We start from the raw sequence: 11,699 nt of genomic DNA, 5'->3' as shown, positions 1-11,699 counted from the left end.
AGCGGTTGCCCGTCACGCGCCCGCGATGTCTCTCACGCCGATATGGCGATGTAGGGAATGCTTATTAGGAGAGCGGCGAGCAGCACCGCGTTGCCCAGCATCCCGCTCCAATGCAGCCGGCGCAGCCGACGCGGGGCCTCGGCATCGCCGGCGTCCGTGGCGCTGAGCTGTTCGTCCATCCGCTGCATGAACCCGCGGCGTCCGTAGATCGCCAAGGCTGCAAGGAGGCCGACGCCCATCGCTGCGACCAGACGACCGTCGAGCAGGAAAGCTACTGCTCCGATAATTCCGGCAACGCGCATCACCAGAAAATGGGCATTGAACATTCCGCGCAAAAGCTGGGCCACGGGCTGGATATCCAGTTTCACCAGCAGGAAGGCCGGAGACGCCAGCGTGAAATAGCCCATCGGAAACAGCAGGATGATCATGACGGCTACGGCAACGCCATCCGGTGTCATGGGATCGGCCTTTCTCGTCCGCGCCGGTGAGACCTTCCCAGCAGCGTCGCACAATCATAGCGGGAAAATACGTTTCCGGCACTAGGCTTTGGTCGGATGTTGCGCCGCGAAGGGCGTCTTGTCTCCCGGTTCAGGAGGGCTCGAGGCCGAGCGACCGCGCGCTCTCGATCCAGATCGGCAGCTCGCGCTGATATAGGGCGTTGGTGTCCTTGAAGCCGATCGCGGGTTCGAGCACGAACGTGTTGAGAACCTCCTTCACCTTCGGATCGTTGTTGGCAGCGACGCAAAGCTCCGCCAAGCGGTCGACGACCGGTTGCGGTGTAGCCTTCGGCACGGCCCAGCCGGAGAAGCCGCTAACGGTGAAGAATTTCGACGTCGCGCCCTGCTCGGGGAGAGTCTTGATATCGGGGATGGCGTCGACCTTCTTCGAATGCACCGCGAACACGGTGCCACGGTCGCTCTGCAAAACCGACTGCGCTGCCGTGTAGCTGCCCATGGCCACATCGAGCGTACCTTCCAGCATGCCCGTCCACATCGGGGCTTCGCCGCGATAGTGGATCGGCTCGATGGCAAGGCCATACTGTTTGTTGAGCTCGTGGACCGTCATATGCGGAGCCGAGCCCGCACTATAGGTGCCGAAGTTGACCTTGCCGCTCTTGCGCGCGAAGGCGACGAAATCCTCCAACGTCTTGACGCCGGTTTTCGGGTTCGCCACCAGCAGGAGGCCGGCGCCCGGAATGACGCTGACGAGCGTCAAATCCTTGTCCATGTCGTAGCCGGGAGTCTTCATCACCACCCGGTTCATGATGTAGGTGGTCGAGATCGAGCACAGGATGGTGTGGCCGTCGGGCTCCGCGCGGGCGACCTCCGCCGTCCCGATCGCGCCGGCGGCTCCGGGCTTGTTCTCGACGACGACGGTCTTTCCGACCTGCTTGGCAATGAATTCACCATAGGCGCGCGCGAGCAGATCGGTCTGTCCGCCGGCGGGATAGCTGCAAATCATGCGGATCTGCCGCGATGGCCACGCAGCCTGCGCCGAGGCGCCGCGCGAGACGAAAGGCATCACGAGTGTGGTGGTGCCGGCGGCGATGAAGTGGCGGCGATCGAGTTTTGCGGACATGATTCTCTCCCGGGTTGTCGGCGACGGTACTGCATCGGGTCGCCTCTGCCATGGGTGGCTGGCGAGACAGATTGGCGCATTCGACGGGCCGCGCTGTGCCTATTCGGGCGTCATCCGGACAATCGCACTTTTCGCATGACACGCAGCCAGACGATTTCAGTCAGGGCTACCGCAAGCAAGCCGAAGGTGCCGCCGATCAGCACGTTGACGATGCGCTCCTCCGCGATGCCGCTGGCGCTGCCGGCGAAGGAAGCGGCCAGCGCGATGAAGAAGCAGCGCAGGCCGAAGCCGACGATGTAGCGGGAGAACGCGATCAGCGTGAGGGTGGCCGCGAGAACCGCGAGCGCATAGCCGACGCGGCTTTGCGGCAGCACCATGCCGGCGAGGAAACCGAGCGGCACGCCGGCGACGGCGCCAATCGCCCGCTGCTTCAGCTTGCCGGTCGAAGCGGCGAGATCGCCGACCACGACGCTTGCGGCCGACCACATCACCCATTGGCCCTGCGCGAGCTCGAGGATCTCGACCAGCGCCGCCGCAGCGAACACTGCAAGGGCGGTTGCCGCCGCGGGCACAAACCACTCGGCCGCGGGCGCTCCGAACGAGGTCGCGGCATCGCGCACCGTCGCTGGTCGTAAATCCGGATGGCGCAGACCAGAGCCAGCGCGATCGGAGAGGACACGATGATCATGCCGGCATGGCGCAGGGCTTCCGAGGCGCTCACGCCCTCCCGCACCTCGCAGGCGAGATACACGGCGGGGATGAACACCCAATTCCCGAGCGTGCGGAAATGTTCGCCATGGCATGTCACCGCGACCGCAAGGAATCCGGCGAGCGCCGTCAGCACTGCGAATAGCGGCTTGATCGGGGCGGCAAGGAAGAGCGCGGCAAAAGTGAGGAGGATGGCAATGTAGTAACATACGATAACCTTCGGCGGCAGGTGCAGCCGTAGCGCCGGAATGAGCAGCGAGACCGCGACCAACCCGAGATTCAGCAGCGCCGTCTCGCGCGCGACGAAATAGGCGGCGACCATCGGGCCGACGACGATCAGCGCCCGCACCAGCTCGCCGGTCTTGATTTCGCGCGAGAGCAGATCGCGCAGGCCTGCTGCGGAAGGATTCACGATGCCACCAGATGGCCGAATGAAAACGGCGGTATCATAGGGTGCAGAATGTCGCCGAGCCAGCGATGGTTGTAGTGGGCCCATCGCCGACCACTTTATCCGTCATTCCGGGAGCCGGACGCTCCGGTCACCGCTGAATGATCTTCATCCAGACGTCGCCGAGGATTGCAGGCTCCTGCGGCGGCAGATAGCTCAGCCCCGCCTGCCTGCCGAATTCGGCGATCTTGCCCTCGGCGGCAAGCCCGCTCAGCGCCTTGTTGACGGCGTCGATCAGCGCCGGATCGCTGGCCAGCCCGACATAGCCGCGATTGGCCCCGATCGGATAGTAGTAGCCGGACGCGGTGATCGCCGTATCGGGGTGCGCGGCGCGATGGGCGTCGAGGCGGCCGAGGTCGATCAGCGTCGCGTCATAGTCGCCACGGGCAAGTGCGCCGAGAAGATCATCGCGGCCGGGGACGAGATGCGTGATGTGGTCGATCAGGCGCCCCTTGTCGAAGGTCATGAGGATCGCATCGCCGAGCGAGCCGCTCTCGATGACTAGGCGCAGGCCGGCGAGGTCGCCGATGTCGCCGATCTTGCGACCCCGCGCCTTGGGTCCGAGCACGACTGTCATCGGCGAGTAGACATAGGGCTGGCTCGGCGCGAGCACGCCGAGCGCGACGCGGCGGCGTCGGTCGTCGCGGGTGGCGCCGGCAAAATCCGGCAAGCGCGCCGTTTTCATGCCGGGCTTGACGAGGGAGTCCGTCGTCAGCGCATAGCCGCCGACGAGCGAGCAGCGCCCGTCGGACAGCAGCGCATTGGCCTCGAGCTGCGGGCTCGAATCCTCGTCCAGCTTGCTCTCGAACCACTGGATCGTCAGCGGTCGTCCGAGCCGGTCGGCGATCGCCTCCGCCAGCAGCACGTCGAAACCCGAGTCCGGCTTGCCCTTGTGGTGCACCGACAGCGGTGGCCGGTCCTCGTCGAGACAAATCTTGAGCGGATCGTCGGCCGCGCGTGCAGCCGCGGCCGCCGCCGCGAGGATTGCGGCAATGCTCCAAGCGGCCAGCCAGCGCCTCATGGTTTTCTCCGGCTCGAGATGAAGGCCCAGAGATTCCCGATCTCCTCGTCGCTGACAATGTCGGCCCAGGGCGGCATCTTGTTGTTCTTGCCGTTCTTCACCGTGGTGACGAAGCGCGTCTTGTCGTCGGGGAAGGCGCGCAGGTCCGGCGTGATGGTGCCGGGGTTCATCATGTTGGGGCCGTGGCAGTGCGAGCATTTCTCGGCATAGGTCGACTTGCCGTGGTCGATCTGTGCCTGCACGGGATTGCCGGTTGAATCATCCGCGGCACGAACGGCCGCCGCAAGCGCGACCGTCAGCACCGCGACGGTGGCAAGGATCGCCACCGTCCTGTACGTCACCTCTTTCAGCATCGTGCCGTGGCTACTGCTTGACCGCAAAAACCCACAGCGAGCCCCCAGCCGGTACCGTGGCAAGCCGCTCGTCACCGGAGAAGATCGAGTAGACGCCGCCGTACCCGCTCGTCACGGCGACATACTGCACGCCGTCCTGCTGCCAGGTCACCGGTTGTCCCTCGATGCCCGAGCCGGTCTGGAACTGCCAGAGCTTCTTGCCGGTGTCGGCGTCGAAGGCCTCGAACTCGCCGGTCAGCGCGCCCGAGAACACGACGCCACCCGCGGTCGACAGCACGCCCGAGAAGCGCGGGATGTCGCTGGGCGCTTCCCACTTGGCCTTCCCGGTCATGGGGTCGATCGCCCTCAGATGCCCGCGCGGACCATCACCCCATTCCCAGAGGTCGGTGAGGTCCATGCCGAGATACCATTCACCCTGCTTGAAGGTGACGGGCTCGGTCTTGTAGTGCCCGCCGAAGGCGAGCGTGTTGGCGTAGGCGAGCCCGGTTTGCGGGTTGAAGGACATCGGCTCCCAGTTCTTGCCTCCAAGCAGCGACGGAAAGACAACGACCTTCTTGCCCTCGCGCGCGTCCTTGCTGACATCGGTCTCGATCGGCCGGCCCGTCTTCATGTCGATTCCCGTCGCCCAGTTGACCTTCACGTAAGGATTGGCCGCAAGCAGCTTTCCGTTGGTGCGGTCGAGCACGTAGAAGAAGCCGTTGCGGTTGGCGTCCATCAACACCTTGGTCGGCTTGCCCTCGACGTTCATGTCGGCGAGGACCATCTCGGCCACGCTGTCATAGTCGAACGGATTGTTCGGCGAGAACTGGTAGTGCCACTTGATCTTGCCGGTCTTGGGATCCATCGCCAGCACGGAGCAGGTGTAGAGGTTGTCACCCGGGCGCACCGCCGAGTTGAACGGTCCGGGATTGCCGATACCCCAATAGACCGTGTTCAGCTCGGGATCATAGGAGCCCGTAATCCAGGTCGAGCCACCGCCGAGCTTCCAGGTATCGCCCTTCCAGGTGTCGCCGCCGGGCTCATCGGGGGAGGGGATCGAATGGGTGCGCCACAGGTGCTTGCCTGTTGCCGGATCCCAGCCGTCGATGAAGCCGCGGGTGCCGAACTCGGCGCCGGAGATACCGGTGATCACGACGCCGTCGGCGACCAGCGGCGCCACCGTCATCGAATAGCCTTCCTTGATATCGGCAGCCTTCTGCCGCCACAGCTCCTTGCCGTCCTTGGCGTCGAGCGCGATCACGTTGGCGTCGAGCGTGGTGCGGAACACCTTGCCGTCATAGAGCGCGGCGCCGCGATTGATGATGCCGCAGCAGACGATGCGCGGCGTTTCGGCAGGATACTCGACCTTGGATTTCCAGATCTGCTTGCCGGTCTTGGCGTCGACCGCCATCGTCGCGTTGTGCGACGTCACGTAGATCACGCCCTGGTACACCAGCGGCTGCGATTCCTCGCTGCGATCGTCGTTGAAAGAGTAGTGCCAGACCGGGACAAGGTTCTTGACGCTGTCCTTGTTGATCTGGTTCAGCGTCGAGAAACGCTGGAGATTGTAGCCCATTCCGTAATTGAGAACGTTCGATGTATCGGTCGCACCCTTGACCAGCTGCTCGCTGGTTTGTGCATTTGCACAAATCGATGCAAGCATGACGAGGCTCGCGGCCATCGCAAAGCGTTTCATCCGTTCCTCCCAATATGCGCGCCTATTGACGCTGCGGCAGCAACACTCCGCCCGAATGCAAAACGCGTCAATACGAAAGTCGTAGTTGCGACGCCGATCTGGTGGGCGGCCGGAAGCCGGTCACCTGACGGAGAGCTGACAAGCAACTCTCACTTGTGCGCAGGCGCTGAAGAAATTCCGCGGCATGGAGCAGGGCGCGTGCGCCACGGCAATGGTCGGGCCGACGGGTTCCGCAAGTTGTACGGGCGTAGCCTGCAATTCGGGGCTTGAACCGAGGCTCGCTTGTGGACTTATGTCGTTTCGATCCGGCTCGAATCGGAGCTCTTGGTCTGGGAGGTTTTCATGATATCGCGTCGCTCTGTTGCACTTGCGCTCACGATTGCACTGATGTCCGGTCCGGCATGGTCTGCCTCCGGCAACGCGGTCAAGACGTTCGATACCGACAATGACGGCACGCTCGACCTTGCCGAGGTGAAGAAGGCGGCGACCGCGTTGTTCGCCAAGCTCGATCCCGATCATGACGGCACGCTTGACGCCCGCGAGTTGCGCGGACGGTTAACGGCGAAAGAACTCGCCGCCGCCGATCCCGATCGCGACGGGACTCTCACGCTCGACGAATATCTCTCCGTGGTGGAGCAGCGCTTCAACGCGGCGAATCCCGACAAGGATGGAACGCTGGATGCCAAGGAGCTGAACTCGCGCGCCGGCCGCGCGCTGCTGCGCTTGTTGCAGTGAGCGCCGCGCCGCTTGACTGGGAGCGAAGGCGAGTTGCCCGAGAGAGAAATTTGCAAGCGCGATGCGACAGTTCGCTGTGTCGACGGCGCGATTCCCGACTTGCGCTGTGCCTGACGCAGCCCTAGGTTTTGGCCGGCGCGATGTCGCGCTCAATCCCTTGGGAGTCCCCGAATGGCCTGGAAAGCTCCGAAGATCGTGGAAGTGTCGGTCGGCATGGAAATCAACATGTACGCCTGCGCTTTGCGCAAGTAGGACCACAAGTAAGACTGCAAGTAAGACTTGCGACCTGCCGCGGCTTCGATGGCAACTACCATCGAAGCCGTGGTAGTGTCGGGGATGCGCGCGAGAGCCCTTACATTCTGGACCATAGCCGCCTGCACCGTCGCGCTCGCGCCGGCATGCGTCAGCGCCGAAGAGGGCTTTGATACCGAGCACATCTTCGGCTTCATGATCGGCACCGATGTCGGCAATCCCGGCGAGCGCGAATTCCAGACCCAGACGACAGGACGATTCGGCAAAGGCGGCGGGACCTATCGCGCCCTGTCGCAGGAGGTCGAGATAGAGATCGTGCCGCTGCCGAACTTCCGCATCGAGGTCGGCGGCACCGCCACGCTGCACGACATCACCGGCGTCCCCGATATCGGCGACCGCCGTCAGTTCAATTTCCAGGGCGCTTCGCTCGACCTGCGCTATCGCCTGCTCGATCGCGAGCGCGCGCCATTCGGGTTGACTGTCGCCGCCGAACTCCATGGCGATCGCATCGACGAGACTTCCGGCGCAAAAGGGCGGATGTACGGTACCGATTTCACGCTCGCCTTCGATCGCGAGCTGATCCCGAACTTCGCCATCGGCGCGCTCAACCTGATCTATCAACCCGAATGGGCGCGTTTCGAAATGGCGGGACTGTCCGAAAAGAGTTCGACCATCGGCGCGGCCTTCGCCGGCCTCGTCCGCGTGCGGCCCGATGTGCTGCTCGGCGGCGAGGTGCGCTACTTCCGGCAGTACGAAGGCATCGGCCTCGGCGAGTTCGCAGGCCAAGCCCTCTTCGTCGGTCCGACCGCTTATTTCCAGCTTTCGGAGCGCTCGCGCCTGACCATGAGCTGGAGCATGCAGGCCTGGGGCCGTGCGGCCGGATCAGGCGGCAATCTCGACCTCGTCAATTTCGAGCGCCACCAGGCAAGGCTGGTCTTTGGAGTTAATTTCTAGCGCTCGCGCCCCGGTTGCGGGGAGAGGCGACGGGGCAATTCCCGCTCGATTTCGCGCGGCCGGATTGAAACTTCCCGCTCCTCGGAGCGTAGCCTTTTGTGCTATTCTTCATCGGCTCTGCGAGGATCCCGGCATGAACCCGATCGACCTGGTGGTGACTGTGTGTGCGTTGCTTTCGCCTGCGACCTGCGAGGAGCAGCATCTGGTGTTCAACTATGCGGGGTCGCCGACGCAATGCGCGATGGCTGCGCCGCCCTATATCGCGCAATGGGTTGGCGACCATCCGAAGTGGCAGGCGGTGCGGTGGCGCTGCGAATATCCGCACCCGAACGACAAGGCGTAAAGCCCTGAGCTGCGTTGCCGGTCACGACTGGCTTAGGTCCTCATCCTGAGGAGCTTGCGAAGCAAGCGTCTCGAAGGATGGCCGCAGGCGACAGACGGGCCTGCGTGGTTCGAGACGCGCGTTCCGCGCTCCTCACCATGAGGGGAAAACGCTCGTAACGCAGCCGCGCTACTTGCTGCAATCCTTCAGATCCTTGTCGGCGATCGAGAACACCGCATCCGCCTTGATCTCGATGTCGCGCACGATGCACTGCCGTGCATTGGGATAGCTGACCCTGGCGTCGTAGCGGCCGGGCTCCACGCCGGTGATGCGCAACCGCTCGTCGTGGTCGACCTCCTTGTCCTTGTCGTTCAAGCACTGGTTCGGCCCCCACTCGGTCTTCCCGGCCGGCGAGAGCTGGAAACCGGAGATCGTCTCCGTCGTCAGATTCCAGAGCCGGATACCCTTGCCTTTGGCCTGCGCGAGCGCCGCGCCGGGCATCGCAACCAACAGGATGCCGATCGCAATCAGCGTACGCCGCATGATGACCCTCCCGCGAAGATGTCGTTGATCCAATTGACCATGAGTTCTCATTTCGATTCAAGCTGCAACGCGGCGAGCTCGGCCCTGATCTTGCCGAGCTCGGCCTCGCTGCGCTCCGCGCGCGGGATGGCAATCGGCACCTCGCGCACGATGCGCGCCGGTCGCGGCGATAGCAAGAACAGGCGGTCGCCGAGCCGGATCGCATCATCCAGGCTGTGGGTGACGAGCAACGTCATCACCGGACGGCGCGCCACCAGCGTCGCGATCTCGTCGCGCAAACGGCCGGCGAGTGCGTCGTCGAGCGAGGCGAGGGGCTCGTCGAGCACGAGCAGGTCAGGCTCCACCGCAAAGGCGCGGGCGAGCGCGACGCGCCGGGCGAGGCCCAGTGACAATTCGCCTGGAAAATGACTGCGATGCGCGTCCAGCTCCAGGATCCTGAACAGCTCGGCGAGCTTGGCGTCGGTCACATCGGGTGCCGCAAGCCGTACATTCTGCTCGACCGAGCGCCATGGCAGCAGCCGCGGCTCCTGGAAAACCATGCCGATCCGCGCTTCCGGCGGGCGCGAGACGTGCCCCTCGAAATCGCGGTCGAGCCCGAGGATGATGCGCAGCATCGTGCTCTTGCCGCAGCCGGAGGGACCGATCAGCACGCCGACCTCGCCGGATTGAAGCGCGAATCTGACCGGCGCGAGCACCTCCTGCGTCCCGCCCGCGGCACTCTTGAAGCTCTTGCCTGTGATATCGACCTCAAGCCGCACGGGGTCGCCATCGTGTTGCGCGGGCTTCGAACGGTTGCACCAGCGCGGTCTCGATCACGAGCACGACGGCGGCGAAGGTCAGCGAATAGGCCAGCAGCCGCGGCGTGTCGAACAGCTGGAAAGCGACGCCGATCTCGAAGCCGACGCCGTTCGGCCGGCCCAGGAGTTCGGCGACCAGCACGATCTTCCACACCAGCGACAATCCGGAGCGGGCTGAGGCTGCGATATAGGGTGCCAGTTGCGGCAGCACGACGTGGCGGAACGCGCGCCAGCGCGGCATCGCGAACACGCTCGCCATCTCGTCGAGCGAGCGGTCGAGCGCGCGTGCGCCCTCGCGCAGGGTGACGATGGCGGTCGGCAGCTTGTTGATCGCGATCGCCGCGATCGCTGCGGCCTCGGTGAGGCCGGCCCAGATATAGGCCAGCACGATCACGACCAGCGCGGGCAGGTTCAGGAGCAGGATCAGCCAGGGATCGCCGAGCCGGTCGGCGAGCTTCACCCGTCCCATCAGATAGCCGATGGCGCTGCCGAGCGACATCGCCAGCACGAAGGCGAGGCTCACGCGGGCGAGCGTGGCGCCGAGATGCAGGAACAGCGCGCCGCTCGATGCTTCCGCGATGACGACGTCGAGCACGGCGGACGGAGAGGGCAGCTTTGCGGCGCCGACGAACAGGGCGGCTGTCCACCAGATCGCGAGCAACAGGGCAAACGACAGAAGACGCAGCACCTCAGTCTCCGGCAACTGCGTGATAGAACGTGCCGGTATCGAGCTCGGCAGCGGGGCCCACGAGGTCGCGTCCGCCGGTCTCGGCCAGCACGCGGTAGAGCACGCGCGCGTCCTTTTCTTCGTCATCGATGCTCCGGCGCGGAATGCCGTCGCGATATCGCTCGCGATAGGTCTTGAGCAGGGTGGCATCGCTCGTGCCGGTGAGCGGTGCGATCTTGTCCCAGGCGGCATCCGAGGTCACCAGCAGCTGCTTGGCCTTGCGGGTCATCGCGATGAAGCGCGCCACCGCATCGCGATGACTCGCCGCCCAGTTTTCGTCGAAGACATAGCCGACTGCGGAGACCGCGCCCTTGGCGCCGAGTTTCGGCAATATGTCCTCGATGCCGGCAAGACGTCTAAAACCCTTGGCTTCCAGCTGTGCGCAGAAATTCCAGAAATTGAGGCTCGCATCCATCTCGCCGTCGAGCGCCTTGGCGGCGATCAGAGGCGGAGCACCATAGACGATGGTCGCCTCCGATTTCAGGTCGATGCCGTCCTGCTTCATGCGCGCCTGGAGCAGCTGCCAGCTCTTGTCGATGGGACCGCCGCCGACCGCCAGCTTGCGGCCCTTCAAATCAGCCAGCGACTTGATCGGCGAGGCGGCCGGCACCATCACCGCGCCGAGCGCGCTGGAATAGGGATAGAAGGTGAGCTTGGCGCCGAGCGTGCGCTCGCGCGACACCCACAGCCAGTCGGACAGGATGATGTCGGCATTGCCAGCGCGCAGGGCGATCTTGCCGGCCTCGGGGCTCGCAAGCTCGGTGACGTCGAGCGACAGGTCGGCCTCCTTGTCGAGGCCGCCGGCGCGGATCGCGGCCAGCTCCCAGGAGAATGTTCCGGTCTTCTGCACCGCAAGGCGAATCGTATCCGCGGCGCGGCCGGGCCCGGCTAGTGTCAGCGCCAGCGTCGTCGCGAGCGCCAATGATCGACCAAATGCTCTCATCACCTTGTGAGCCGTTTCCTCTGATAGGGTGCTTTTCAGGACAATACGCATAGCATAGCTTCCGTCGCAACCAGCGGGAGGACGCTCATGAATCTGGCCGGACAGCTACGACCGATTGTCGCCGCATTGGCGGTGTGGGCTGCGACCGCGCTCGCTGCGCAGGCTGAAGAGGCCAATGATTATCCGACATCGGCGCGTGCCGAGTATGTCTATGGCTGCATGAAGGCCAATGGCGAGAGCCGGCAGGCGATCGAGCAATGTTCCTGCTCGATCGACGTGGTGGCCTCGATCGTGCCCTATGAGCGCTACGTCACCGCAGAAACCGCGCTCAGCATGTCCCAGGTCCGCGGCAATCTCGGCGTCCAGTTCCGCACCTCGGAGCAGGCGAACTCGGCCGTGAATGATTTGCGGCGAGCACAGGCGGAAGCCGAGGTGAGGTGTTTCTAACACTTTCTTCCTTCTCCCCTTGTGGGCCTGTTGCGCTATTGGTTTTTGAGGCTGAAGACGTCGAGAGAGAAGGTCTGGGTCGCGACAGGCTCCGGCCAAGGCTGTGATTGTCGCCCTCGGCGGGCGGCTCAGGCCGCGATCGCGGCCCATTTCCTCATGTTGAATGCGATGGAGGCGAGCAGGATTTGTCCGCTTG

General features: G+C 64.4%; 16 protein-coding genes. 5 read left to right on the top strand and 11 right to left on the bottom strand.

Features of this window, described 5'->3' with window-relative positions:
* Positions 1-32 precede the first annotated feature (32 nt).
* The 7 genes from ABIB80_RS36085 to ABIB80_RS36055 form a co-directional block, all read right to left on the bottom strand.
* Positions 33-458: a hypothetical protein gene (locus tag ABIB80_RS36085; protein WP_007601372.1), complete on the bottom strand. Its 426-nt coding sequence runs from the start codon at positions 456-458 to the stop codon at positions 33-35.
* Positions 459-588: 130 nt separating this feature from the next.
* Positions 589-1,578 (bottom strand): Bug family tripartite tricarboxylate transporter substrate binding protein, encoded by a 990-nt coding sequence (locus ABIB80_RS36080; protein ID WP_007601374.1) that lies wholly within the window; start codon positions 1,576-1,578, stop codon positions 589-591.
* Between the two features lie 110 nt (positions 1,579-1,688).
* The gene (locus ABIB80_RS36075; protein WP_245286014.1) at positions 1,689-2,123 is read right to left on the bottom strand and encodes an FUSC family protein; all 435 of its coding nucleotides are present in this window, start codon (positions 2,121-2,123) and stop codon (positions 1,689-1,691) included.
* Positions 2,066-2,698 (bottom strand): hypothetical protein, encoded by a 633-nt coding sequence (locus ABIB80_RS36070; RefSeq protein WP_035994373.1) that lies wholly within the window; start codon positions 2,696-2,698, stop codon positions 2,066-2,068. Before ABIB80_RS36070 ends, ABIB80_RS36075 begins: the two co-directional genes overlap by 58 nt.
* A gap of 127 nt (positions 2,699-2,825) precedes the next feature.
* Complete coding sequence (locus ABIB80_RS36065; protein ID WP_035995565.1) at positions 2,826-3,755, bottom strand: substrate-binding periplasmic protein; 930 nt, start codon at positions 3,753-3,755, stop codon at positions 2,826-2,828.
* On the bottom strand, positions 3,752-4,108 hold the full coding sequence (locus ABIB80_RS36060) for a c-type cytochrome (RefSeq protein ID WP_354129296.1): 357 nt from the start codon (positions 4,106-4,108) through the stop codon (positions 3,752-3,754). The genes ABIB80_RS36065 and ABIB80_RS36060 overlap by 4 nt, the downstream gene beginning before the upstream one ends.
* A 10-nt stretch (positions 4,109-4,118) precedes the next feature.
* Positions 4,119-5,783, bottom strand: a complete 1,665-nt coding sequence (locus ABIB80_RS36055) for a methanol/ethanol family PQQ-dependent dehydrogenase (protein ID WP_007601380.1) — start codon at positions 5,781-5,783, stop codon at positions 4,119-4,121.
* A 342-nt stretch (positions 5,784-6,125) separates the two neighbouring features.
* Between ABIB80_RS36055 and lanM the strand changes: the two genes are divergently transcribed.
* The 4 genes from lanM to ABIB80_RS36035 all read left to right on the top strand — a co-directional run bounded on the left by lanM (position 6,126) and on the right by ABIB80_RS36035 (position 8,067).
* On the top strand, positions 6,126-6,518 hold the full coding sequence (gene lanM, locus ABIB80_RS36050; protein ID WP_007601381.1) for a lanmodulin LanM: 393 nt from the start codon (positions 6,126-6,128) through the stop codon (positions 6,516-6,518).
* 171 nt (positions 6,519-6,689) lie between these two features.
* Entirely contained in the window at positions 6,690-6,770 is an 81-nt protein-coding gene (gene pqqA / locus ABIB80_RS36045; RefSeq protein ID WP_035994375.1) for a pyrroloquinoline quinone precursor peptide PqqA, read from the top strand.
* Positions 6,771-6,818: 48 nt separating this feature from the next.
* Complete coding sequence (locus ABIB80_RS36040) at positions 6,819-7,724, top strand: DUF6662 family protein (protein WP_007601382.1); 906 nt, start codon at positions 6,819-6,821, stop codon at positions 7,722-7,724.
* A 133-nt stretch (positions 7,725-7,857) separates the two neighbouring features.
* The gene (locus ABIB80_RS36035) at positions 7,858-8,067 is read left to right on the top strand and encodes a hypothetical protein (protein WP_007601386.1); all 210 of its coding nucleotides are present in this window, start codon (positions 7,858-7,860) and stop codon (positions 8,065-8,067) included.
* A gap of 168 nt (positions 8,068-8,235) precedes the next feature.
* Here the strand turns inward: ABIB80_RS36035 and ABIB80_RS36030 are convergent, their stop codons facing one another.
* The 4 genes from ABIB80_RS36030 to ABIB80_RS36015 are packed head-to-tail and all read right to left on the bottom strand — an operon-like array spanning position 8,236 to position 11,056.
* Positions 8,236-8,589: a hypothetical protein gene (locus ABIB80_RS36030; protein ID WP_007601387.1), complete on the bottom strand. Its 354-nt coding sequence runs from the start codon at positions 8,587-8,589 to the stop codon at positions 8,236-8,238.
* Between the two features lie 47 nt (positions 8,590-8,636).
* The gene (locus ABIB80_RS36025) at positions 8,637-9,347 is read right to left on the bottom strand and encodes an ABC transporter ATP-binding protein (protein ID WP_007601388.1); all 711 of its coding nucleotides are present in this window, start codon (positions 9,345-9,347) and stop codon (positions 8,637-8,639) included.
* Entirely contained in the window at positions 9,337-10,074 is a 738-nt protein-coding gene (locus ABIB80_RS36020; RefSeq protein ID WP_007601389.1) for an ABC transporter permease, read from the bottom strand. Before ABIB80_RS36020 ends, ABIB80_RS36025 begins: the two co-directional genes overlap by 11 nt.
* A gap of 1 nt (position 10,075) precedes the next feature.
* Positions 10,076-11,056: an ABC transporter substrate-binding protein gene (locus tag ABIB80_RS36015; RefSeq protein ID WP_051058479.1), complete on the bottom strand. Its 981-nt coding sequence runs from the start codon at positions 11,054-11,056 to the stop codon at positions 10,076-10,078.
* Between the two features lie 87 nt (positions 11,057-11,143).
* Here ABIB80_RS36015 and ABIB80_RS36010 point away from each other — a divergent pair, with 87 nt between their 5' ends.
* The gene (locus tag ABIB80_RS36010; RefSeq protein WP_007601391.1) at positions 11,144-11,503 is read left to right on the top strand and encodes a hypothetical protein; all 360 of its coding nucleotides are present in this window, start codon (positions 11,144-11,146) and stop codon (positions 11,501-11,503) included.
* Positions 11,504-11,699 lie beyond the last annotated feature (196 nt).

Source organism: Bradyrhizobium sp. i1.15.2 (assembly GCF_040548425.1).
Lineage (GTDB): Bacteria > Pseudomonadota > Alphaproteobacteria > Rhizobiales > Xanthobacteraceae > Bradyrhizobium > Bradyrhizobium canariense.
The sequence above is the reverse complement of the archived record's forward strand: the minus strand, read 5'-3'. Positions and strand labels throughout refer to the sequence as shown.

Excerpts from the sequence above, each read along its gene's own strand:
- ABIB80_RS36085 (WP_007601372.1), bottom strand. The coding sequence starts at position 458 with ATGACACCGGATGGCGTTGCCGTAGCCGTCATGATCATCCTGCTGTTT.
- ABIB80_RS36080 (WP_007601374.1), bottom strand. The coding sequence starts at position 1,578 with ATGTCCGCAAAACTCGATCGCCGCCACTTCATCGCCGCCGGCACCACC.
- ABIB80_RS36065 (WP_035995565.1), bottom strand. The coding sequence starts at position 3,755 with ATGAGGCGCTGGCTGGCCGCTTGGAGCATTGCCGCAATCCTCGCGGCG.
- ABIB80_RS36060 (WP_354129296.1), bottom strand. The coding sequence starts at position 4,108 with ATGCTGAAAGAGGTGACGTACAGGACGGTGGCGATCCTTGCCACCGTC.
- ABIB80_RS36055 (WP_007601380.1), bottom strand. The coding sequence starts at position 5,783 with ATGAAACGCTTTGCGATGGCCGCGAGCCTCGTCATGCTTGCATCGATT.
- lanM (WP_007601381.1), top strand. The coding sequence starts at position 6,126 with ATGATATCGCGTCGCTCTGTTGCACTTGCGCTCACGATTGCACTGATG.
- pqqA (WP_035994375.1), top strand. The coding sequence starts at position 6,690 with ATGGCCTGGAAAGCTCCGAAGATCGTGGAAGTGTCGGTCGGCATGGAA.
- ABIB80_RS36040 (WP_007601382.1), top strand. The coding sequence starts at position 6,819 with ATGGCAACTACCATCGAAGCCGTGGTAGTGTCGGGGATGCGCGCGAGA.
- ABIB80_RS36035 (WP_007601386.1), top strand. The coding sequence starts at position 7,858 with ATGAACCCGATCGACCTGGTGGTGACTGTGTGTGCGTTGCTTTCGCCT.
- ABIB80_RS36030 (WP_007601387.1), bottom strand. The coding sequence starts at position 8,589 with ATGCGGCGTACGCTGATTGCGATCGGCATCCTGTTGGTTGCGATGCCC.
- ABIB80_RS36015 (WP_051058479.1), bottom strand. The coding sequence starts at position 11,056 with ATGAGAGCATTTGGTCGATCATTGGCGCTCGCGACGACGCTGGCGCTG.
- ABIB80_RS36010 (WP_007601391.1), top strand. The coding sequence starts at position 11,144 with ATGAATCTGGCCGGACAGCTACGACCGATTGTCGCCGCATTGGCGGTG.